The organism is Variovorax sp. YR634, assembly GCF_900106655.1.
In the GTDB taxonomy this organism is placed as follows: Bacteria; Pseudomonadota; Gammaproteobacteria; order Burkholderiales; family Burkholderiaceae_C; genus Variovorax.
Genome location: NZ_FNOL01000007.1, coordinates 98,519 through 121,000, shown reverse-complemented (window position 1 = coordinate 121,000; position 22,482 = coordinate 98,519). Strand labels below are relative to the sequence as shown.

The 22,482-nt window shown below is 66.8% G+C and carries 21 protein-coding genes; 15 read left to right on the top strand and 6 right to left on the bottom strand.

The window, feature by feature from the left end; translation table 11 throughout:
* The first annotated feature begins 14 nt into the window (after positions 1-14).
* On the top strand, positions 15-959 hold the full coding sequence (locus tag BLV60_RS14815; RefSeq protein ID WP_093055734.1) for a LysR family transcriptional regulator: 945 nt from the start codon (positions 15-17) through the stop codon (positions 957-959).
* A 21-nt stretch (positions 960-980) separates the two neighbouring features.
* On the top strand, positions 981-2,837 hold the full coding sequence (locus BLV60_RS14810) for an ABC transporter ATP-binding protein (RefSeq protein WP_093055732.1): 1,857 nt from the start codon (positions 981-983) through the stop codon (positions 2,835-2,837).
* Between the two features lie 6 nt (positions 2,838-2,843).
* Here BLV60_RS14810 and BLV60_RS14805 read toward each other — a convergent pair whose 3' ends face one another.
* A complete protein-coding gene (locus BLV60_RS14805; RefSeq protein WP_256329105.1) occupies positions 2,844-3,287 on the bottom strand; it encodes a VOC family protein in 444 nt (147 codons plus the stop codon).
* Positions 3,288-3,343: 56 nt separating this feature from the next.
* Between BLV60_RS14805 and BLV60_RS14800 the strand changes: the two genes are divergently transcribed.
* The 3 genes from BLV60_RS14800 (at position 3,344) to BLV60_RS14790 (ending at position 7,110) form a co-directional block, all read left to right on the top strand.
* A complete protein-coding gene (locus BLV60_RS14800; protein WP_093055730.1) occupies positions 3,344-3,952 on the top strand; it encodes a TetR/AcrR family transcriptional regulator in 609 nt (202 codons plus the stop codon).
* 351 nt (positions 3,953-4,303) lie between these two features.
* The gene (locus BLV60_RS14795) at positions 4,304-5,701 is read left to right on the top strand and encodes a DUF2868 domain-containing protein (RefSeq protein ID WP_093055728.1); all 1,398 of its coding nucleotides are present in this window, start codon (positions 4,304-4,306) and stop codon (positions 5,699-5,701) included.
* Positions 5,698-7,110: a GTPase/DUF3482 domain-containing protein gene (locus BLV60_RS14790; protein WP_093055726.1), complete on the top strand. Its 1,413-nt coding sequence runs from the start codon at positions 5,698-5,700 to the stop codon at positions 7,108-7,110. The genes BLV60_RS14795 and BLV60_RS14790 overlap by 4 nt, the downstream gene beginning before the upstream one ends.
* Here BLV60_RS14790 and BLV60_RS14785 read toward each other — a convergent pair.
* Complete coding sequence (locus BLV60_RS14785) at positions 7,107-8,096, bottom strand: sialic acid TRAP transporter substrate-binding protein SiaP (protein WP_093055724.1); 990 nt, start codon at positions 8,094-8,096, stop codon at positions 7,107-7,109. The two genes, BLV60_RS14790 and BLV60_RS14785, sit on opposite strands and share 4 nt — an antisense overlap.
* 179 nt (positions 8,097-8,275) lie before the next feature.
* On the opposite strand from BLV60_RS14785, the gene BLV60_RS14780 reads away from it, so the two are divergent.
* The 3 genes from BLV60_RS14780 to BLV60_RS14770 all read left to right on the top strand — a co-directional run bounded on the left by BLV60_RS14780 (position 8,276) and on the right by BLV60_RS14770 (position 11,390).
* Positions 8,276-8,794, top strand: a complete 519-nt coding sequence (locus tag BLV60_RS14780; protein WP_093055722.1) for an O-acetyl-ADP-ribose deacetylase — start codon at positions 8,276-8,278, stop codon at positions 8,792-8,794.
* A 65-nt stretch (positions 8,795-8,859) separates the two neighbouring features.
* Positions 8,860-10,614: an IlvD/Edd family dehydratase gene (locus BLV60_RS14775; RefSeq protein ID WP_093055720.1), complete on the top strand. Its 1,755-nt coding sequence runs from the start codon at positions 8,860-8,862 to the stop codon at positions 10,612-10,614.
* 5 nt (positions 10,615-10,619) lie between these two features.
* Entirely contained in the window at positions 10,620-11,390 is a 771-nt protein-coding gene (locus BLV60_RS14770) for a class I SAM-dependent methyltransferase (RefSeq protein ID WP_093055717.1), read from the top strand.
* A gap of 10 nt (positions 11,391-11,400) precedes the next feature.
* Here the strand turns inward: BLV60_RS14770 and BLV60_RS14765 are convergent, their stop codons facing one another.
* Positions 11,401-12,219, bottom strand: a complete 819-nt coding sequence (locus tag BLV60_RS14765; RefSeq protein ID WP_093055715.1) for an SDR family oxidoreductase — start codon at positions 12,217-12,219, stop codon at positions 11,401-11,403.
* 76 nt (positions 12,220-12,295) lie between these two features.
* Here BLV60_RS14765 and BLV60_RS14760 point away from each other — a divergent pair, with 76 nt between their 5' ends.
* From BLV60_RS14760 to BLV60_RS14740, 5 genes are all read left to right on the top strand, one after another.
* On the top strand, positions 12,296-13,243 hold the full coding sequence (locus tag BLV60_RS14760; RefSeq protein ID WP_093055713.1) for an AraC family transcriptional regulator: 948 nt from the start codon (positions 12,296-12,298) through the stop codon (positions 13,241-13,243).
* A 106-nt stretch (positions 13,244-13,349) separates the two neighbouring features.
* Entirely contained in the window at positions 13,350-14,789 is a 1,440-nt protein-coding gene (locus BLV60_RS14755) for a glycerophosphodiester phosphodiesterase family protein (protein WP_093055711.1), read from the top strand.
* 28 nt (positions 14,790-14,817) lie between these two features.
* Complete coding sequence (locus BLV60_RS14750; RefSeq protein ID WP_093055709.1) at positions 14,818-15,441, top strand: PAQR family membrane homeostasis protein TrhA; 624 nt, start codon at positions 14,818-14,820, stop codon at positions 15,439-15,441.
* Between the two features lie 40 nt (positions 15,442-15,481).
* Positions 15,482-16,396: a bestrophin family protein gene (locus tag BLV60_RS14745; RefSeq protein WP_093055707.1), complete on the top strand. Its 915-nt coding sequence runs from the start codon at positions 15,482-15,484 to the stop codon at positions 16,394-16,396.
* An 88-nt stretch (positions 16,397-16,484) separates the two neighbouring features.
* The gene (locus tag BLV60_RS14740; RefSeq protein WP_093055705.1) at positions 16,485-17,399 is read left to right on the top strand and encodes a LysR family transcriptional regulator; all 915 of its coding nucleotides are present in this window, start codon (positions 16,485-16,487) and stop codon (positions 17,397-17,399) included.
* Between the two features lie 11 nt (positions 17,400-17,410).
* On the opposite strand, the gene BLV60_RS14735 is transcribed toward BLV60_RS14740, so the two are convergent.
* Together BLV60_RS14735 and BLV60_RS14730 are read right to left on the bottom strand one after the other, a co-directional pair.
* Complete coding sequence (locus BLV60_RS14735; protein ID WP_093055980.1) at positions 17,411-18,613, bottom strand: NAD-dependent formate dehydrogenase; 1,203 nt, start codon at positions 18,611-18,613, stop codon at positions 17,411-17,413.
* Between the two features lie 134 nt (positions 18,614-18,747).
* On the bottom strand, positions 18,748-20,079 hold the full coding sequence (locus BLV60_RS14730) for a DUF2325 domain-containing protein (RefSeq protein ID WP_093055703.1): 1,332 nt from the start codon (positions 20,077-20,079) through the stop codon (positions 18,748-18,750).
* 151 nt (positions 20,080-20,230) lie between these two features.
* Here BLV60_RS14730 and BLV60_RS14725 point away from each other — a divergent pair, with 151 nt between their 5' ends.
* Both BLV60_RS14725 and BLV60_RS14720 read left to right on the top strand, forming a co-directional pair.
* A complete protein-coding gene (locus tag BLV60_RS14725) occupies positions 20,231-20,665 on the top strand; it encodes a DUF3806 domain-containing protein (protein ID WP_256216612.1) in 435 nt (144 codons plus the stop codon).
* A gap of 18 nt (positions 20,666-20,683) precedes the next feature.
* A complete protein-coding gene (locus tag BLV60_RS14720) occupies positions 20,684-21,580 on the top strand; it encodes an amidohydrolase family protein (protein WP_093055702.1) in 897 nt (298 codons plus the stop codon).
* Here the strand turns inward: BLV60_RS14720 and bla are convergent, their stop codons facing one another.
* Positions 21,581-22,468, bottom strand: a complete 888-nt coding sequence (gene bla, locus BLV60_RS14715) for a class A beta-lactamase (protein ID WP_093055700.1) — start codon at positions 22,466-22,468, stop codon at positions 21,581-21,583. It lies immediately after the preceding gene.
* Positions 22,469-22,482 lie beyond the last annotated feature (14 nt).

Genomic DNA, 22,482 nt, shown 5'->3' with positions numbered 1-22,482 from the left:
TGAAGGATGCTCACATGGACCGGATGACTAGCCTGCGGGTGTTCCGCGAAGTCGTGGAGGCGGGCAGTTTCGTGGCTGCGGCCGAGCGGCTGAACATGTCGCCGCCAATGGCCAGCAAGCACGTGGCGCAGCTTGAGAAGTCGCTCGGTGCGCGGCTGCTGCACCGCTCCAGCCGCCACCTGAGCCTGACCGAGGCTGGCACCGCCTGGTACGAGCAGAGCCGCCGCGCACTCGACCTGCTCGACGCGGCCGAAGCCGCCATCGGCCAGACGCACGACACGCCACGCGGCCAGCTCAAGGTGAGCGCGCCCGTGTGGTGCGCCACGCCGCGTTTCGCGCGGGTGCTGGCCGACTACCGCGAAAAGTACCCGGAGGTGCTGGTCGACATGCACCTGGAAAACCGCAAGGTCGATCTCGCGGCCGACGGCTACGACCTGGCCTTGCGCGCCACGCAGGAACCCTCGCCCGCCCTGATCGCCCGGCCGCTGTGCCGCGTGCCCTTCTTCCTGGCGGGCACACCGGCCTACCTGAAGCGCATGGGCGGCGCACCCGAAGTGCCGGCCGACCTCGCGAAGCTGGGCGCCATCGTGCCGAGCTACGTGAACCTGGACAACCTCGCGCTCAAGGGCCCGGGCGGGCGGATGTTTCCGCTGCGGCTGGCGCCGGCCATGCGCTCCGACGACACCACGCTCACGCTGCATGCTGTGCACGCGGACATGGGCATCGCCTTCATGCCGCTGTGGCTGATCGACGACGACATCGCGCAGGGCCGGCTGGTGCGGCTGCTGCCGGAGTTCGAAGCCACGCCCGTCACGCTCTTCGCGGTGTACACCAGCAGGCAGTACATGTCGCCCAAGCTGCGTACTTTCATCGACTTCCTGGGCGAGCGGCTGGGCCTGGATGCGCCACCGAACGCACCTTTTCGGGGCAAGGTCATGCAGGCGCGGCTACAGTCCTGAGCTCTCCGGGAGACTCAGTCCTTGTTCCGCTTCTTCGAAAAACTCCTCCATCCGTACCCCGCCGCCGAACCCGCATTGCCGCCGCAGGGCTTCCTTGCTTTTCTCTGGGCCTGCACGCACGGCGTGCGCGGCAAGATCGCGGCGATGGCGGCGCTCACCGCCGTCATGTCGATCTTCGAGGCGGCGCTGTTCGCGATCCTCGGGCGCATCGTCGACTGGCTTGGCCCACAGGTGCCCGCGCGCCTGTGGGCAGACCGCGGCACCACGCTCATGTGGCTGGCCGCGTTCCTGGTGATCAGCATCGGCGTGGTCGCGCTGCAGACCATCGTGAAGCACCAGACGCTCGCGGTGAACCTGCCGATGCGCCTGCGCTGGAACTTTCACCGGCTGATGCTGGGCCAGAGCATGGCCTTCTACCAGGACGAGTTCGCCGGCCGCATCACGGCCAAGGTGATGCAGACCGCGCTCGCGGTGCGCGACACCGTGTTCGTGCTGGCCGACGTGCTGGTGGCCATGGGCGTGTACGTGGCCACCATGATCATCCTGGTGGGCGTGCTCGACGCGCAGCTGGTGTGGCCCTTCATCATCTGGCTGGCGCTGTACATCGGCTCGCTGGTGTACTTCGTGCCGCGCCTGGGCAAGGTCGGCAAGGCGCAGGCCGACGCCCGCGCGATGATGACCGGCCGCGTGACCGACGCCTACACCAACATCGCGACCGTCAAGCTGTTCTCGCACACGCAGCGCGAGGCCGGCTTCGCGCGCGACGCGATGCGCGAGTTCATGAAGACCGGCTACGGCCAGATGCGCCTGGTGAGCGCCTTCGAAATCGTCAACCACACGCTGAGCATGGGCCTCACGGCCGGCATGGCGGGTGTGGCACTGTGGCTGTGGTCGCACGGCACGGTCGGCGTGGGTGCGGTGGCCGCGGCCACGGCAATGGCGCTGCGGCTGCAGGGCATGTCGCACTGGATCATGTGGGAAATGACCAGCCTGTTCGAAAACATCGGCACCGTGCAGGACGGCATGAAGACGCTTTCGCGCCCGCGCACCGTGCTCGACGCGGCCAATGCCACGGTGCTCGACGTGCCGCGCGGCGAGGTGCGTTTCGAGCATGCGAGCTTCCGCTATGCCGACGCAGGCCGCCGCGTGATCGACGACCTGAACCTGACGGTGAAGCCGGGCGAGAAGATCGGCCTGGTCGGCCGTTCGGGCGCGGGCAAGTCGACGCTGGTGAACCTGCTGCTGCGCTTTCACGACCTGGAAAGCGGCCGCATCCTGATCGACGGGCAGGACATCGCGCACGTCACGCAGGACTCGCTGCGCAGCCACATCGGCATGGTCACGCAAGACACCTCGCTGATGCACCGCTCCGTGGCCGACAACATCGCCTATGGCCGGCCCGACGCCACGCATGAGCAGATCGAGGCGGCCGCCGGGCGTGCGGAAGCGCACGACTTCATCCAGACGCTGGGCGACGCGAGCGGGCGCCGCGGCTACGAGGCACATGTGGGCGAACGCGGCGTAAAGCTCTCGGGCGGCCAACGCCAGCGCGTGGCCATCGCGCGCGTGATGCTGAAGGACGCACCGATCCTGCTGCTCGACGAAGCCACCAGCGCGCTCGACTCGGAAGTCGAAGCCGCCATCCAGCAGAGCCTCTACACGCTGATGGAAGGCAAGACCGTGATCGCGATCGCGCACCGGCTGTCGACCATCGCGGCGATGGACCGGCTCATCGTGCTCGACGAAGGCCGCGTGGTGGAAGAAGGCGACCACCGCACGCTGATGGCGCAGGGCGGCCTGTATGCGCGGCTTTGGGCGCACCAGAGCGGCGGCTTCCTCGGCGACAGCCTGGAAGAAGACGAAGCACTGCGCGCCTGATCGTTGTCAGGTCGGCAACGCGCCGGCCTCGTATTGCGCAGCGAACTCCCCGCTCGGCGGGATCGGCTTGATGATGTCGATCAACACACCGTTCGGGTCGCGCGTGATGAAGTGGCGCTGGCCGAAGGCCTCGTCGCGCAGCGGCAGGAGGATCGGCAGGCCGGCGGCCTTCAGCCGGTCGTGCACCGCGTCGGGGTCGTCCACCTCGAAATTCAGCAACGTGCCGCCGGCCACCTGACCGCGCGCGGCCGCCGGAATGGTTTCGTGCCGGCCGTCGAGCACGGCGAGATTCACCGAGGGCTCGTCCGCCAGTTGCAGGTGCACATACCAGTCGCTCGTGAACAGCGGCGTGAAGCCGAAGTGCGCCTGGTAGAAGTTCGCCGTTCCCGCCACGTCGTTGGTCATGAGAACGGGGTAGTAGCTCGTCACTTTCACGATGGGTCCTTTCATTTAACATACAGGCTGCATGTAAATTTGAATATAACTTACAGACAGACTGTATGTAAATGGCCGATTCACCCACCCCAGTCCGAACCAACCGTGAACGTACGGAAACCACCCGCCTTGCGCTGATCGAGGCGGCACGCGCGCTCTTCGTCGGCAAGGGCTACGGCGACACCTCGACGCCGGAGATTGCGACGGCAGCCGGCATCACCCGCGGCGCGCTGTACCACCACTTCGCGGACAAGCGCGACCTGTTCCGTCAGGTGCTGCTGCGCGAAGGCGAAGCCGTGGCTGCCGACATCGAGGCGGCCACGCCCGAGCAACTATCGCCGCGCGAGGCGCTGCTCGAAGGCAGCAAGGCCTATCTGAATGCGATGACGGTGCCGGGCCGCACGCGGCTGCTGCTGATCGACGGGCCGGCGGTGCTGGGCATGGCCGAAGTCATGGCGATGGACGACGCGACCTCGGCGAAGTCGCTGCGACAGGGGCTGGAGCGCGCCGGCCTGGGCAAGGACAAGGGCGAGGCGTCGCTCGACGCCCTGACCCCGCTGCTCGCGGCGGCCTTCGACCGGGCCGCGCTGGCCATCGACGCAGGCGCGGACGTAGAGGAAACCCGTACGGCGATGCTGTGGCTGCTCGAGCGGGCGCTCGGCCCGGTCAGGAAGCGCTGATGCGGGACATGTCGTGGGCCGATGCTTCGCACGCGCCTACATCGCACGCCGCCCCCTGCCGACAGTGATGCCGCGAACGCGGCGCAATGCTGGACTCATCTTCAACCCAGAGGAGTCTTCGCGTGAATTCCATCATCTACATCGTCGGTCTGGTCGTGGTTGTCGTAGCCGTGCTTTCGTTCTTCGGCCTTCGCTGAGACCGGGCACGCGCCACCGACTCCCGCACCATGCACAACGGGGCCGCTTGCGGCCCCGTTTCTCGTCGTGGCCGCCCGAAGCTCGCCGGGCATAATTTGCGCGCCCCGGCGCCGTGCGGGGCCTCATTGACCGATTGGCTGCGAAGGGACCCTGTTGACCAACACCGCGCTGCGCGAATCTGCTTTTCCGGATGCGGTGATCACCGAGGCGATCCGATGGACCGAACAGAGCGGCCCGCTCGACGACGCGCAAGCCCTTCGCATCGCCGCCTCGCGCACAGCCGATGCCCACGGGCAAGTCACCGAACGCGCGCTACAGCTCGGCGAGCGCATCGGCCTGCAGCCTGAACTCGCACGCGCCCGGCAGTGGGCGCCGTGGGTGCTGCTCGCGCTGGTGGCGCTGATCGTCATGGCCGGTCTCGGGCTGGCGGGCAGCGTGGTCGGCGGCGGCGAGCGCCACATCAACGTGATCGTCGCGCTCGTGAGCCTGCTGGGCCTGCACGCGCTCACGCTGCTGCTGTGGCTCGTGGGCCTGTGGATGCAGCTCGGCTCGTTCAATACCGCATCGCTCGGCTGGATCTGGCTGTCGCTCACCGCGCGGGTGGCGGGCGGCAAGCGTGGACAGGCGCCGGTGCTGGTGCGTGCGACCACGGAACTGCTGTCCCGCGCGAAGCTGCTGCCGTGGGCCTTCGGGCTGGTGAGCCATGGCATCTGGTCGCTGTCGTTTGCCGTGGTGCTGGCCGCGATGCTGTTCGCGCTCGCGTTTCGCAGCTACACGTTGAGCTGGGAGACGACGATTCTTGACCCGGACTTCTTCGTGCACGTAGTGCAGGTGCTGGGCTGGGCGCCGGCGAAGCTTGGCTTTCCAGTGCCCGACGCCGCTACCGTGCTGGCCGCCGCCCCGGGTGCCGCGGGCCAACGCACGTGGGCGCTGTGGCTGACCGGCTGCATCGTCGTCTACGGGCTGCTGCCGCGCGTCGCGCTCGTGCTGCTGAGCGCCTTTGTCTGGAAGCGCCGCCGCAAGGCGCTGCAGCCCGACTGGCGCGAGCCCTACTACCGCAAGCTGCTGGCCCGCTTTGCCGCGTTGGCGCCGGCGGCCATCGTCGATGCCGATCCGGGCCGCAGGCGCGGCGCCGTGCCCACGGGCCTGCCGGCCTCGGAACTGCATGATGCCCTCTTCGTCGTCGGCTTCGAACTGCCGCCCGACATGCCGTGGCCTCCAGCCGCCCTGCCCGCCGGCGTCGCGACGCAGGCGCAGCGCATCGACGGCAGTGCGCCCGCGCGCCGCGCCCTGCTCGACCAATTGGCCCCTACCCATCCGCGCACGGTACTGCTGGTGTGCCACGCCGCATCGAGCCCCGACCGCGGCACCGAACGTTTCCTGCGCGAAGTGCTGGCGCATTGCGGCGAGTGCCGCCTGTGGCTGGCCGACGCGCCCGGTGCGAGCGCCACGCAGCGATGGCTCGACTGGCTGCGCGACACTGGCCTGGAGCGCATCACCGCCAGCGATCGCCTGGACATCGCCTTGCCGGAAAGCGCGATCGCCCCATGACGCAACAGCCCATCCGCATCGCCGTCGTCGGCCACACCAACGCCGGCAAGACCTCGTTGCTGCGCACGCTCACGCGGCGCATCGGCTTCGGCGAGGTGTCGCAGCGCCCCGGCACCACGCGCCATGTCGAATCGGTCGACCTCGACGTGAACGGCGAAGCCGCCGTGCGCTTCTTCGACACGCCGGGCCTCGAAGACGCCGTCGCGCTGCGCGAGCACCTCGCCGGCTTCGATGCGCAAGCGACGCCCCCCGACCGCATCCGCCAGTTCTTGCAGGGCCCCGAAGCCCATGGCGTGTTCGAGCAGGAGGCCAAGGTGCTGCGCACCATGCTCGACATCGACGCGGCCTTTCTCGTCATCGATGTGCGCGAACCGGTGCTGCCCAAGTTCCGCGACGAGATCGAGCTGCTCAACTACTGCGCGCGCCCTGTTCTGCCGGTGCTGAATTTCGTGCGCGATGCCGCCAGCCGCGAGCCGGCGTGGAAAGAGCTGCTCTCGGCCTACGGCCTGCACGTGCAGGTGCGCTTCGACGCGGCTGCCCCGTTCGTCGGCGCCGAGCAGGACCTGTACAACGACCTGGCCACGCTGCTGCGCGAGCGCCGCGACCTGCTGCACGGCGTCGTCGATGCACTGGTCGACGAAGCGGTACAACGCCGCCAGTCCGCCTGCACGCGCATCGCCGCCCTGCTGGTCGATGCCGCTGCGGTGCGGCGCACGGTGTCGTCCACCGAATTTGCCGACGCCGCGCGACGGCAGGCCCTCGTCGCAGCACTACAGAAGGCCGTGTTCGACAAGGCCCAGCGCTGCACCGACGACCTGCTTGCGCTCTACGGCTTTCGCCAGGGCGACGCCGATGAGGCCCCGCTGCCGATGATCGAAGGCCGCTGGACGCTCGACTTCTTCAGCCCCGAAGCCATGAAGGACGCGGGCCTGCGCCTCGGCAAGGGCGCGGTCATCGGCGCGGCGGTGGGCGTGGTCGCCGACCTGGCCGTGGCCGGCATCTCGCTCGGCGCGGGTGCAGCGCTGGGCGGCGCCATCGGCGGTGCGGTGTCGCAGGGCTGGGGGCCGCTCGGCCGCAAGCTGGCCAACAAGCTGCGCGACGTGCACGAACTCACCGTGGAAGACGGCGTGCTGTTCACGCTGGTCGCGTGGCAGCTGAAGCTCACGCAGGCGCTGGAGCAGCGCGGCCATGCGGCCACGCAGCGCATCGCCGCCGAATCGCCCGAGGACGGCGATTCCCCCACGCGAGCCGCCGCGGCCGCGGTGCGCGGCGCGCAGCCGGCACGCAACCATCCCGAGTGGGAATCGACAGGCATTGCAACGCGCAGTTTCTGGCGCCCCTCGCCCCAGCGCGAAGCACTCGTGGCCGAACTGTCGCAGGCGCTGCTGCGTGCTTTCGAAGCGCCTTAATTCGCCCCTGCCAGCGCCTGCAGCTTTGCGTAGTCGCCCGGCCGCGCCCCCGCCTGCTCAGGCGTCGAGCGCTTGACGATCCGCTCCAGGAACAGCTGCCGGTTGACCGGCGCCACGGTCATGCCCTTGTCGCGCAGGAATTTCTCGTCCTCGAGTTCGCCGGCGATCACGCCGACGTTGGTCCACTTCGCGGTTTCCACCAGTACCTTCTCGACCATCGCCTGCTGCTGCGGCGCGAGCCTGGCCCACGCGGCCTTGCCGATGACGATGCCCAGCGTGTCGTAGACGTGCGCCGTCAGCAGTACGTACTTCTGCACTTCATAGAGCTTCTTCGACTTGACGATGTCCAGCGGGTTTTCCTGTGCCTCCACCTCGTTCTTCTTGAGCGCGCTGTAGAGGCTCATGAAAGGCAGCGTCACCGGCTTGGCGTCGAGCGCGGTGGCAAACAGCTGGTAGGCCGCGGCGGCAGGCACGTAAAGACGCAGGTCGCGGAAGTCTTCGGGCTTCGACAGCGGCTTGGCCGACGTGACCTGGCGCGCGCCGTAGTACACGGCGGCCACCATGCGGTTGCCGCTCCGCTCGTTGTAGCCCTTCATCAGGTCGGCCAGCAGTGGACTAGCCAAGTACTTGCGCATGTGGTCGAGGTCCTTGAAGGCGAAGGGATAGCTCCCAAGGCTCAGCGGTGGATAGCCCTCGGCCAGCGTGGCCTGCCCGACGTAGGCGATCTGCACCGAATCGTTCGCCAGCATCAGCGGAAAGTCGGCCTCCTGTCCCAGCTTGGAAGACGGCACCACCTCGATCTTGATCTTGCCGTCGGACTGTTCGGCGATCTTGCGCGCCGCAAGCTCTGCCTGCTGGTGGAAGATGCTCGTGGGCTCGTAGACATGGCCCCACTTGAACTGCAGCACCTGCGCATGGGCGGCTACCGCCCCTGCGAGCGCCATGCAAAGAACACCGGCGCGGCGCCATGGCAACAAGCTTTTCATCGACTCTCCCTCGGGTTGAGAACAGTCCGGCCGTATGCAAGATCGACGCCATGGCAGCGGACGGACGCCGGGCAAATGCGCCCGACCCGGGAATCGTAAATATTTGCAACAAACATCGAAAGCGGGTTTGCCCGACTCCGGCCCGCGCGCCTACGATGCCAGCCCCGAGCCACCGCACCATGACGACCACCCTTCACGCCATCCGCGCCGACATCACCACGCTGCAGGTCGACGCCATCGTCAACGCCGCCAACTCCTCGCTGCTCGGCGGCGGTGGCGTGGACGGCGCGATCCACCGCGCCGCAGGGCCGGAGCTGGTGCACGAATGCCGGCTGCTGGGCGGCTGCAAGACGGGCGATGCCAAGCTCACGAAGGGCTACCGCCTGCCTGCCCGCTTCATCATTCACACGGTCGGCCCTGTGTGGCGTGGTGGCGAGGCGGGCGAGCCCGAACTGCTCGCGTCGTGCTACCGGCGCTCGATGGCGCTCGCCGCCGGGCAAGGGGTGGGCAGCATCGCGTTTCCCAGCATCAGCACGGGCATCTATGGCTATCCCGTCGAACTGGCGGCAAAGGTCGCGGTGAGCACCGTGCGCGAAGCGCTGGCGGTCGTCACGTCAGTGGAGGAAGTCGTCTTCTGCTGCTTCTCTCCAGGCGACCTCGCGGTCTACGAGGCTGCACTGGCCGAAGGCGCGCGCTGAAAGAAAGCCAGAAAAGCTGTCAGCGAGTCAAATACCAGTTCCGACGAACAACAAAACCACGTCCCATGTCCGAATCCCCCTTCGAGCCCGACGACAACAACAGCAACTGCAACGCGGGCATGCGCAAGGGCCTGACCAGCTATGGCGACCGCGGCTTCTCGCTCTTCCTGCGCAAGGCCTTCATCAAGGGCGCGGGCTACACCGATGCGGCGCTCGATCGCCCCGTGGTCGGCATCGCCAACACCGGCAGCGCCTACAACCCCTGCCATGGCAATGCGCCTCAACTCATCGAGGCCGTCAAGCGCGGCGTGATGCTCGCGGGCGGCCTGCCGATGGACTTTCCGACCATCTCGGTGCACGAGAGCTTCGCCGCGCCGACCAGCATGTACCTGCGCAACCTGATGTCGATGGACACCGAGGAGATGGTGCGCGCGCAGCCCATGGACGCCGTAGTGCTCATCGGCGGCTGCGACAAGACCGTGCCTGCGCAGCTCATGGGCGCGGCCTCCGCAGGCCTGCCGTCGATCCAGCTCATCACCGGCTCGATGCTCACGGGCAGCCACCGCGGCGAACGCGTGGGCGCCTGCACCGACTGCCGCCGCTACTGGGGCAGGTACCGCGCGGGCGAGATCGACGCCGAGGAAACCGCCGACGTCAACAACCAGCTGGTCGCGAGCGTGGGCACCTGCTCGGTGATGGGCACGGCCAGCACCATGGCCTGCATTGCCGAGGCGCTGGGCATGACGATGCCGGGCGGCGCCTCGCCACCAGCCGTAACGGCCGACCGGATCCGCATTGCCGAGCAGACCGGCGCGCAGGCCGTGCAGATCGCGCGCGACCGCCTCACCATCGACAAGGTGCTGACCCCCGCCGCCTTCGAGAACGCGATGCGCGTGCTGCTGGCCATCGGCGGCTCGACCAACGGCATCGTGCACCTCGCGGCCATTGCCGGCCGCATGGGCCTGGACATCGACCTGCTCGCGCTCGACCGCATGGGCCGCGAAACGCCGGTGCTGCTCGACCTGAAGCCCTCGGGCCAGCACTACATGGAAGACTTCCACGCCGCCGGCGGCATGGCCACACTGCTGCGCGAACTCAAGCCGCTGCTGCACCTCGATGCACTCACGGTCACGGGCCGCACACTGGGCGAGGAAATCGAGCGCGCAGGGCCAGGCTTCAGGCAGGACGTGGTGCGGCCCGCCAGCCAGCCGATCTATCCGCAGGGCGGCATCGCGGTGCTGTGGGGCAACCTGGCGCCAGGCGGCGCGATCATCAAGCAATCGGCCGCCGACCCGGCGCTGATGGAGCACGAGGGCCGCGCCGTGGTCTTCGAGAACGCCGAAGACCTGATGCAGCGCATCGACAGCGACGCGCTCGACGTCACGCCGCAAGACGTGCTGGTGCTCAAGAACATCGGCCCCAAGGGGGCGCCTGGCATGCCGGAGGCGGGCTACATCCCCATTCCACGCAAGCTCGCGCGCGCCGGCGTGAAAGACATCGTGCGCATCTCCGACGGTCGCATGAGCGGCACCGCCTTCGGCACCATCGTGCTGCACGTGACGCCCGAGTCGGCCATCGGCGGGCCTCTGGCGTATGTGCGCAGCGGCGACCGCATCCGGCTGAGCGTGGCGAAGCGCGAGATCTCGCTGCTGGTGACGGACGAAGAACTGGCGCGCCGCGCGCAGGAAACGACGGTGGTCGAGCCCACCGCCGAGCGCGGCTACAAGAAGCTGTTCCTGCAGACCGTGATGCAGGCCGACAAGGGCGTGGACTTCGACTTTCTCCGGGCGCCGAACACCGTGGGCAAGGTGCCACGATAAAGCGCATGACCGACGATTTCTACGACGAGCTCGCACCGCTCTATCACCTGATCTATCCGGACTGGAGCGAGAGCATCCGCCTGCAGGGCGACAAGCTCTCGCAACTCATCGAGGCCGAATGGCCCGGTGGTGGCGCGCATCGCAAAGTGCTCGACGTGTCGTGCGGCATCGGCACGCAAGCGCTCGGGCTCGCGGCACTCGGCCACGTGGTGACGGCCTCCGACCTGTCGGCCAACGAGATCGAACGCGCGCGGCATGAAGCGAAACTGCGCGGCCTCGACATCGCTTTCTCGGTGTGCGACATGCGCGAAGCGCACACGCATCACGGCAGCGGCTTCGACATCGTGATGTCATGCGACAACTCGATGCCGCATCTGCAGACCGACTCCGACCTGCTGACCGCCCTGCGCCAGATGACCGCCTGCCTGCGCCCGGGCGGCGGCTGCGTCGTCAGCGTGCGCGACTACGCGAAGGAAGAGCGCGGCAGCAACCTCGTGAAGCACTACGGCGCACGCGTGGAGAACGGCCAACGCCATGTGCTGTTCCAGGTCTGGGATTTCGATGACGGAGGCACGGGCGAGCACTACGACCTTGGCTTCTTCTTCGTCACGGAAGACCTCGCCACGCACGCAGTGAGCACGCGCGTGATGCGCTCGCGCTACTACGCCATATCGACGACGCGGCTGAGCGAGCTCATGCAAGAAGCGGGGCTGAAGGACGTGCGGCGCATCGACGGCGCGTTCTTCCAGCCGGTGCTGGTGGGTACGCGGCCCTGAGCGCCGCGACTCACCTCTTCATGCGCAGCATCGACCGCATTCCTGTCAGGAATTGCTCGTCGGTGCTGTTCCACCGTGCATTGGCCAAGTGGGCACTGTCCGGTCCGGCCGGGAAGCGCAGCGTTTCGGACTCTTCCGTAGCAGCAGCGAAGACGGCAGCCGCGACCTGATCCGGAGTCGTCACCGCGCCGGCAGTCCCGAACTGCGCCATGAGCTGCCCTGCATACGCCTGGTACGGCGGCGAGATCAAGCCGTTCATGCGGTCCATGCCGTTTGCCGTGAAGGCCGTCCCGGGACCATAGCCGGGCTCCACGAGCCTGACGCGCACACCAATGGATTCGAGTTCGAAGAACAGGGCCTCGGTGAACCCTTCGATGGCGAACTTGCTCGCCGCATAGGGCGCAACCATCGGCATGCCGGCGAAGCAGACGCTGGAGGTCACGTTGACGATGGCCCCTTCCCCGCGCTCGCGCATGAGCGGAATCATGGCCTGGGTCATTGCCATGACGCCGAAGGTGTTGGTCTCGAACACCTCGCGCACGGTTTCCATTGGCGTCACCTCGAAGGCAGAGAACAAGCCGATTCCCGCGTTGTTCACCAGCACGTCGATCTTGCCGAAGGCGGCGATGCCTTGGCCGATGGCTTGCACGATGCTGTCGTTGTTCGTCACGTCGAGTTGGACCACGCGCAAGCGCTGCGAAGGCTCACCCAGAAACGCCGGATCCGGTTTGCGCATCGTCGCGACGACGTTCCAGCCTTGCTTGAGGAAATGCTCTGCCGTGGCTTTGCCGTAACCCGAAGAGCAGCCAGTGATAAGTACAGTTTTCATGTTCGATGTCCTTTCAAGATCGGACCGATGCTAGGGTTCTTGACCGAGACGATCCATCCCGCCTAATCTCGATTTCATGCGCGATCGTCTAAACGCTGACCCACTGGCTTCCATCGTGGCTTTGCTCCGTCCACGAACCGTTCTGTCGAAGTTCGTCAGCGGCGCGGGTAGCTGGGCAGTGCAATACCCGAACTACGGACAGCCCAGCTTCTGCCTGATGCTGAAAGGCTCGTGCTGGCTGAACCTGGACTCGGCAGAGCCCTTCCTGATGGAACCCGGGGACTACGTCTTGCTGCCGGCAACGCCCGGCTTCCGGATGGGCAGCGACCTCGAGGCCATGGATCGCCCCACCATGCGCGTCGCAGATGCCAGCCCGGCAGGAGAGATCCGCCATGGCACCCAGGGGGACGAGGCGGCGGTCAGGATGCTCGGCGGCTACTTCCTGTTCGACCCGACGAGTGCCCCGCTGCTGGTGGGGCTCCTGCCGACGGTGGTTCACATCAAGGCTGCCGACAGCGGAGCGGCGCGCTTGACGTGGATTGCGCGCGCCATCGATGAAGAGAACACGACCCCGAGACCCGGTGGCGACGCCATCCTGACGCGCCTTGTCGAGATCATGCTGATCGAGGCCCTGCGCTGGCGGCCGACACAAGACGACGCGCCGATTTCCGGGCTCCTGGCGGGCCTGGCAAATGCGCGAATGGCGGATGCGCTGCGGCTTATTCACGAGGACGTGGCACGGCGCTGGACCATCGAGGATCTCGCGAAGAAAGTCGGAATGTCGCGCGCCGCATTTGCCGCCCGCTTCACACAGATTCTTGGTGTGCCCCCGATGGAGTACGTGCTGCGATGGCGGATGGCTCTGGCCAAGGACATGCTGTGGCATGACGGTCTTTCGCTTGGAGAGGTCGCGCATGCAATCGGCTATCAGTCGGCAAGCGCGTTCAGCACTGCCTTCAGCCGCTCGGTGGGGCTGTCTCCAAGCACGTTCGCACGCACTGGTCGCACCTACGCGCCTGCGTGATCTCAGGGCTCGTCAGCGGGCACTCGCCGGTCACTGTCCCGTCACGGGGCAAACCTAGCATCCGGCGGCTTTCGTTTCTCTTTCAACAAATATTCGAAAACTCCACATGAAAAAGAACGTTCCCGCGCCCGCGCCCCGCCCGGTTCGCGCCGCCATCGCAGCCATCGGTGGCTGCCTCGTGATAGCCGCATGTGGCGGCGGCAGCGATGGAGGCGTCTCGTTCCCGGTCCTCCCGCCGGCACCGGCGCCCGCACCAGCCCCGGCTCCCCCTGCCCCCGCACCGCTGGGCACGCTCGACGGCTCCGTGCCCCTGATCATCGGCCATCGCGGCCTGCCGGGGCTGTACCCCGAAGAAACCAAGGTCGCCTACGAAGCCGCGGCCGATGCCGGCGCCGATTCGCTCGAGACCGACCTGCACCTCACCAAGGACTGCGTGCTCGTCGCACGTCACAACCCCTGGCTCAGCGACAACACCAACATCGCCGACGTGGCCGCGACCAATTCCACCGTTGCGGGCCGCAAGCGCACCGTGCCCGGCGTGCTGGTCGACGTGAAGTACCCGGCCATCGAGGCCAACGGCCCGGCCCAGTACCTGAGCGACCTGACCGATCCGAGCGATCCGAAGTCGGTGCTCAAGTCGCTCATCGTCGACGGCGAGGACCACACCAACGACTGGTCCATCACCGACTTCACGATGGACGAGCTGCGCCAGTGGATCCGCGGCACCACCTACGACGCCAAGGACCAGCGCCCCACCGACCTCAACGGCAAGCTGCCGATCCTGAGCTTCCAGGAAGTGATCGACATCGCCAAGGCCAAGAGCGCCTCCACGGGCCGCACGCTCACCGTGTACCCGGAGACCAAGAACCCGATCTGGAACAACGCGCAGGCCATTGCCAACGGCTGCGGCCCTGCGGGCAGCCATCCGCTGGAAGACGCGCTGCTGAAGATCATGAACTTCAACGATCTGAACCGGAAAGACGCGCCGATCTTCGTGCAGAGCTTCGAGCCCGAGAGCCTGAAGTACCTGCGCTCGGCCGGTATGAAGGCCCGCGCCGTTCAACTGGTGGACGGCAACGACGTCAACTACCAGACTGGCGAGATGATCTACGTCACCAAGGACGTCTACACCTTCGTCGACGGCCGCCCCTACAGCTGGACGCTGGCCGGCAACCCCAAGTGGTTCGGCGAGATGCTCACGCCCGCAGGCCTGGCCGACGTGAAGACCTATGCCGACGGCATCGGCCCGTGGAAGCCGCAGGTCATGGCCCACACCATCGTGCCCTTCGTCACGCCCAACAAGGGCCTGGCCGACGTGAACACCATCAAGCCCACCAGCCTGATCGCCGATGCACACAAGGCCGGCCTGTTCGTACACAGCTACACCTTCCGCAACGAGGCGAAGTACCTGGCCGGCATCTACAAGGGCGACCCGACAGCCGAGTACCTGGCGTACTTCCGCGCCGGCATCGACGGCGTGTTCTCGGACTTCGCGAACACGGCGTTCGCGGCGCGCAAGGCGTACCTGAAGGAAACGGGCCGCTGAGGCAGAACGGCGAAAGGCAGCCAGCACGATGTACCCCGGAGAACGACTCAACGGATACAGCCACCTGCTAGGCCTGCTGCTCGCGCTGCCTGCAACGGCGTTGCTGCTCGCCAAGACCTTGCCCACCGGCGACCCCGCGCGCATCGCGGGAGCGCTGGTGTTCTCACTCTCGGCCGTGGCCCTGTATGCGGCCTCCACCCTCTTTCACAGCACGCGCGGGCGGCTCAAGCGCATGTGGGAGCGCGCCGACCACTGCGCCATCTACCTGCTGATCGCCGGCACCTACACGCCCTTTGCGCTGGTCACGTTGCAAGGCCCATGGGGCTGGCTGCTGCTGGCGACGATCTGGGGCGCGGCGCTCTTCGGCATCTGGCGCGAGCTGATGCCGGCCAAGGGCGGCGAGGCGAAGAAGCCCTCGCTGGCGCTGTACATCGGAATGGGATGGCTCGGCGTGCTGGCCGCCGTGCCGCTGGCCGCGCGGCTCGACGGCGCGGGGCTCGCATGGCTGCTGATCGGCGGCGTGCTCTACACGGCGGGTACCGTGTTTTATCGCAACAGGCAAGGCTTCCGGCACGCGCACGGAGCCTGGCACCTGTTCGTGCTGGCAGGCACTGCGAGCCACTACGTGGCGGTGGGCTGGTTCGTGCTGTAAGGGGCCTGCGGGCCGGTCGTGCGGGGATAATCGCCGACCGATGATCGTCCGACCCCGCCCTCATTGGCTGCGCATGCTCTTCGTGTGGCGCGGCTCGGTCCTGCTGGACATAGCGCCGCAGCTCCTGTGGACCACCGCCTTCGCGGTGCTGGTGACGGTGCTTCACGGCCGGCTGTTCCAGTGGAAGGTGCCGCTCAACTTCGTGCCCTTCTCGCTCATCGGCCTGACGCTGGCCATCTTCCTGGGCTTTCGCAACGGCACGAGCTACTCGCGCTACTGGGAGGCGCGCACCCTGTGGGGCACGCTGCTCAACGAAACCCGCTCGCTGGTGCGGCAGGTGCTGACGCTGGCCGATGCGCCCGCCGAGGCAGGCAAGCCGACGCTTCGCCTCATTGCCTTCGTGCATGCACTGCGCCACCAGTTGCGCGGCACCGATCCCTCGGCTGATCTCGCACGGCTGCTGCCGCCCGAAGACTGCGCCCGCCTGCAGGCCGCGCGTTTCAAGCCGGCCGTTCTCCTGCTGATGGTCGGCGAATGGCTGCGGGACAAACGGAGGGGCGGCCAGCTCGACCCGACGCTCGCGCAGGCCATGGAAATTCCGCTGGGCCGCCTGACCGAAGCGCTGGGCGGATGCGAGCGCATCGCGGGCACGCCGATTCCATTCACCTACTCGGTCATCATCCACCGCACGATCTACCTGTACTGCGTGCTGCTGCCCTTCGGCCTGGTAGACGCCATCGGCCCCATGACGCCGGTGGTGGTCGCGTTCATCGCCTACACCTTCTTCGCGCTCGAAGCACTCGGGGCCGAGATCGAAGACCCCTTCGGCACCTCGCCGAACGACCTTGCGCTGGACACCATGTCCCGCACGATCGAATCGACCTTGCGCGAGATGATCGGCGAGCCGCAGCCCGCGCCGGCAGTGCCAGGGCCTGACGAGTACGTGCAAACCTGAACTGCCTGCCTTCTTTCAGATAACCTCGATTCCGTTTCGCTATATTTCCAAAAATACAATGGTTCGACTCACCGACAAGGGTTGACCCATGTTCATTCGACAGTTGAGCTACGTCGTCGCGCTGGCGCAGGAAAAGCATTTCGGCCGCGCGGCCGCCGCATGCAATGTGTCGCAGCCTGCGCTGTCGGGCGCGATCCGCGGCATCGAGCAGGAACTGGGCGTTGTCATCGTCCAGCGTGGACGGCGCTTCGAGGGCTTCACCAAGGACGGAGAGCGCGTACTCGCATGGGCGCGGCGCGTGCTGGCCGATTGCGAAAGCCTGCGCCAGGACGCCCGTGCCAGTGAAGACGACCCTGTCGGCACGCTGAGGATGGGCGTGATCCCCGCCTCCCTGCCGCTGGTGCCGATGCTCACGCAGTGCTGCCTGCAGCAGTACCCGCGCATGCGGCACGAGATCTACACGCTGTCGGCCACCGACACGCTACGCAAGATCGCCAACTTCGAGCTCGACCTCGGGCTCAGTTACCTCGACGACGAACGGCTGGGCGCCTTCGAGACGCTGCCGATCTTTCGCGAGCGCTACGTGTTCGTCGCGGCCGACAAGTCGATGCTCGAGGGCATGACGTCGATTTCGTGGTCGGACGCGGCGAGCTTTCCGCTGTGCCTTTTCACCACCAACCTGCAGTGCCGTCGCGGCATGGACGCAGCCTTTGCCGCGGCGGGCGTGGAAGCGGTGCCGCAGGTGGAGACGGATTCAATGACCGCGCTGTGGGCGCATGTGCGCCGGGCCGGGCTCTACAGCATCCTGCCGCACAGCGTGCTGTGCCTGACGGAGTCGGCCGAACAGCTCTGCGCAATACCGATGGCGCCGCAGCTGCAGCGCGACATCGGCCTTGTCATGCTCGGGCAGCAGCCGCGGGCGCCATTGCTGGACGCCGCCATGCGCCGCTTTCGCGAACTCGATCTGCAGGGCTGGGTGGACGGTTTTCTGCCGCCCACCTGAGCGGACTTTCCTTACTTCTTCGCGAAGCGCGCAGCCTCTTCCGACCCCTTGGTCGCATTGCCGGCGCTGTACGAGTGCGCCCCGACGCCCGCAAGCTCGCCGCCCTGGACGATCAGGTACTCGTTGCGGATCGGCCGCTTGTCGAAGTAGCACTCCAGGATCTCGCGCGTGCCGGCCGCATAACGCGCCTGCGCCGAGAGGCTCGTGCCCGAGATGTGCGGCGTCATGCCGTGGTGCGGCATGGTGCGCCACGGGTGGTCGGCCGGTGCCGGTTGCGGGAACCACACGTCGCCTGCATAGCCGGCGAGCTGGCCGCTCTCGAGCGCAGCGGCTATCGCATCACGGTCACACAGCTTGCCGCGTGCCGTGTTGATCAGGTAGGCGCCGCGCTTGAAGTTCTTCAGCGACTGCGCATTGACCATGTTCTCGGTTTCGGGGTGCAGCGGGCAGTTCAGCGTGACCACGTCGCACACCTTCGACAGGCTCTCCAGGCTGGTGTGGTGCGTAAGGCCGAGCTCTTTCTCCACGGCCTCCGGCAGGCGGTGGCGGTCCATGTAGTGCAGCTTGACGTCGTAGGGCTTCAGCAGGCGCAACACGCGCAGGCCGATACGGCCGGCGGCCACGGTGCCGATGTTCATGCCTTCGAGGTCGTACGAGCGCGCCACGCAGTCAGCGATGTTCCAGCCGCCCTTGATCACCCAGTTGTACGAGGGGATGTAGTTGCGCACCAGGCTCAGCGTCATCATCACGACGTGTTCGGCCACGCTGTTGCTGTTGCAGTAGGTCACCTCGGCCACGGTTATGCCGCGGTCCATGGCGGCCTGCAGATCGGTGTGGTCCGAGCCGATGCCGGCGGTCACGATCATCTTGAGCTTCGGCGCCTTCGCGATACGCTCGGCCGTCATGTAGGCGGGCCAGAAGGGCTGCGAGATCACGATTTCCGCGTCATGCAGTTCGCGGTCGAGCACGCTGTCGGCGCCGTCCTTGCTGGAGGTCACGACCAGCTGGTGGCCGTTGGACTCCAGGTACTTGCGCAGGCCCAGTTCGCCCGACACGCTGCCCAGCAAGGTGCCGGGCTTGAAGTCGATGCCCTTGGGCGTGGGCAGCGACTGTCCGTCTGGGTAGCGCTCCAGGTGCGGCAGGTCGTCGCGGGCGTAGGTCTTGGGGTAGCCGGTGACGGGGTCGTCGTAGAGCACACAAACAATCTTGGCCAATTTCATCTCCTGGTTGGGGTTGCAGCAACATTGCTGCACCGGGAGAGATGGTTTCCGAAGGGCGTTTTCGGCGCCAATCGTTTGATTCGACCGCGTGATAGGCCAGCCTTATCAGGCAGGCAATGCAGGCGCCTTCAGCCGTTGCGCCTGCAGATCGACCCGCCTGACGACAGGCCTGGCCCCTCCGGGCTCTCGGCCGGCGGGCTGGAAAAAGCCGCAGCAAAGCATCCGATGCCGGCGCTGCGCAGGGGCACATACCGGACCTGCTGACGCACGCAGAGCCGCTTGAGGCTGTCCACCGACTCATGGTCGATGCAGTCGACCGGAAACACCACCACCTCGGCCCAGGACACCGCGGAGGCCAGCAGCCCCGACCGGTCTTCGAGCCTGCCGCCGTGGCGCTGGAACTCGCCGCCGTGCCGATGCACGAGATCGCGGATGGCCGGCATCGAACTCGGCCGGCCGCCGACATAGAGAATCCGCCGGCCTTGCAACTGGCTGTCGAGATAGGCGCTGGGTGCGGCTTCGCCGGCATTCAGCTTCAGCTGGGCCTCGGCTGCCGCGAGTTCGCGGCCGAGTGCGATCGCATGCTCGCGCAGGTGATCCAGTTCTTCCTGATGCCGGCTCGCCTCGGCAACGGCCGCCACAGCAGCCTGCTCGGCGCGCTCGCGCCGCCCGGTCTGGACTGCAATCAGGGATGCGGCCCGCTCGCTCTCTTCCTGCCTGATCCGCGCCGCCATCTCGGGTTCATCCGGCGGAAACGATGGCCCCTTGGGGCTTGCGGCGTGATGAATCAGCTGGTGCTGCAACTTCGAGACCGCGCTGTCCCGCTCCTCGGTGAGTTCGTGCGACCGAAGCTGCTGGCGATCCAGCCGCTCGCGCAGTTCGGTGTTCTCCCGTCCGAGCGCGACCAGACGCCTGATGTCCGCCCGGTTTGCGGCGCCCACAAGGTGCGACAGCATGTGAACGTCGCCGAAGACCTTGCTCCTCAGTTCGGGCGTGGCCTTGCGATGCATGAGAACGGCCCAGTAGGCTCCGGGGATCTCTCCCTGGCGAAGTGCCTCTTCCCAGAACTCGGTCAACTCCGAGGCCATGTGGATCTTCGAGACACGCTGGATGACCGGAGCATGCCGATGATCCAGCGCTTTCTGCAATGCCTTGGCGACACCGGCGTTCTGCGTGGCGAGCCGCACTGAGTCGTGGTGGATATCCAGGTCGCTCACGCCTTGCAGGTCGCCGTATCGGGCCATCAGCTTGCGCAGTTCGGATGTCGTCAGGCAGGTGCCGATCACGGAGCAGAAGAAGTTCGTGTCCAGATCGGAAAGCCTGATGCGGCCGTTCGCCGCCGGCTCGTCCGCATCCACAACTGGATCGCAGCAGGCGGCGACACTGCGGAAAACCGGGCTCTGCGTTTCGGAAACAGCAGTCTGGCCCGACACAAGACGTTTGAACGGCGGGTTGAGCATCGTGTTTGTCACCTGGGCAGCAAGTTCGAGCGAGAGGCCTCTCGTAATATCTGCAAGAATATAGCGAAATTGCTGTCACACGTAGGACGAAGGCGTGCTGCGCCACATGGCCAGGGTTTTTCGCGGCGCGATTGGATGGAATACTCGCGCCATGGAACAAAAGATCGTTTCCCCCGCAAAGTCGGACCTTCGGGCCATTGCCACCCAGCTCATGCACGCGTCGGAGCTGGTGTCCGAAGCCAGCGGTCACGAGTTGACCGGTACAAGGACAGACCTCGCCGCGCTGCAGAAAGTCATCGACTCGAAGCTCGTCGAGCCTGAAGCCACCTACTCCCTTCAGGCGCTGGGCCTCGCATTCGGCAAAGTGTTTATCAGCACTCGTACCGATTTCGACTGGTGGATGGTCGAGGACGAGTACGGACGGGACCCCGCGCTCCGGTACAAGCAGACCTCGCTCCTGCTGTTTCCCAAGACCATGATCTCCAAGCGGATCGAGGACGGCAAGGCAGTCAACGTCACGGAGATGTTCGAGGGTCTGCAGGAAACCGTTCGCGAGGTGCTGGCCGAGCACTACCCGGATGCCTGATCTGGCTCGAAGCACCGCATGAAAACCATCGCGCCAATCGCCGCCGTGCTTGTGGCCGCCTGCACGACCATCGCGCCCAGCGCCTACGCACAGGCCCCGGCTTACGCAGGCCCGCTGTTCGACACGCACCTGCACTACAACCAGGAAGCCTGGGACGGCAACACCGGCCCTTACCCGCCCGCCGAGGCGCTCGCGCGCATACAGCGCAACAACGTCAAGGCGATCATTGCCAATTCGCGCCCCAACGCTGGCACGCAGACCCTGGCCGCAGCGCGCGAGACACGCGCCGCGGGCGTGACGGTCGTGCCCTTCGTGCGCCTGTACCGCAACCGCGACGACTACACCAACTGGTTCCGCGACGAGACCATCTACGAGATGGTGCAGACCGAGCTTGCGCGCGGCACCGCGAGCGGACCCTATCGCGGGCTCGGGGAATTCCACCTGTACGACAGCGCCGATGCCAACGGCCCCGTGGCGAAGAAGCTGATAGCGCTGGCTGAGCAGCGCAAGCTCGCAGTGCTCGCACACGTCGACGACGTGGCAATTGACCTGCTGATGGCAAACGCGCCTTCGAAGGGGCAGGCCCTGCGCTTGATCTGGGCCCACACCGGCATCGGTGGCCCACCGGTCGAACGGGTGCAGGCGCTGCTGGAGCGCTATCCGCTGCTGATGGGTGAGCTCTCGTACCGCCCGGGGCTGACCTGCGAAGGCGGCAGGCTGTGCCCCGAATGGCGTGCGCTGATCCTCAAGTACCCGGGTCGCTTCATGGTCGGCTCCGACACCTGGGTCAACCAGCGCTGGAGCGCCTATGACGAAACGATGCGCGGCTACCGCACCTGGCTCGGCGATCTGCCGGCCGACGTAGCGCAACGCATCGCCTGGGGCAACGCCGCCGCGCTGTTCGACCTTCGCTGATCAGCCTGCCAGCGCGGCCACCGCAATGCGCGTCGCCGACGCAATGACATCGTTGCGCCCCTTCGCGTCCTTCTGCGGAAAGGTCAGGTAGACCGACAGCACGATCGGTGCACCGGCCGGCGGCCACAGCACGCCGACGTCGTTCGTGGAGCCATACGAGCCCGATCCGGTCTTGTCCCCCACCTTCCAGCCGGCCGGCACGCCCGCCAGAAAGCGCTCTGTGCTCGTGGTGTTGCCCAGCAGCCAGGTCTGCAGCTGGTCGCGCTGCACTGTGCCCAGCGCATCGCCCAACGCCAGCCGCTGCACGCTGTCGGCCATGGCCGCGGGCGTGGTGGTGTCGCGCGGGTCGCCGGGGATGCTGGTGTTGAGCTCGGGCTCGGTACGGTCGAGCCTGAAGGCCTGGTCGCCGATGCCGCGCGCAAAGGCGGTAACGGCGGGCGGGCCACCCAGCACCTTCAGCAGCAGGTTGGCGGCCGCGTTGTCGCTGTACTGGACGGTGGCGGCGCACATCGCGGCCACGGTCATGCCGGTGGCAACGTGCTTCTCGGTGATCGGCGAATAGGCGACCAGATCCGCCTTGCTGTAGCTGATGTTCCTCGACAGCAGGCCGCTGTCCTTGGTGCTGCGTTCGAGCACGGCCGCGGCCAGCATCAGCTTGAAGGTGCTGCACAGCGGAAAGCGTTCGTGCGGCCGGTGCTGGATGCGCGCGCCGCTGCCGGTGTGGAAGCCGACCACGCCCAGGCGGCCGTCCGAGGCACTTTCGAGCGCGGCGAGCTGCGCTTCGGCCGAAGACTGCGATGCCGTACCAGACCACGCAGTGCATGCGCTGGCGAGCGGCATGACGGAGGCGGCAAGCAGCAGGCTTCGGCGCTGGACTAGAGGGTTCATTTCGTTTTCTCTTT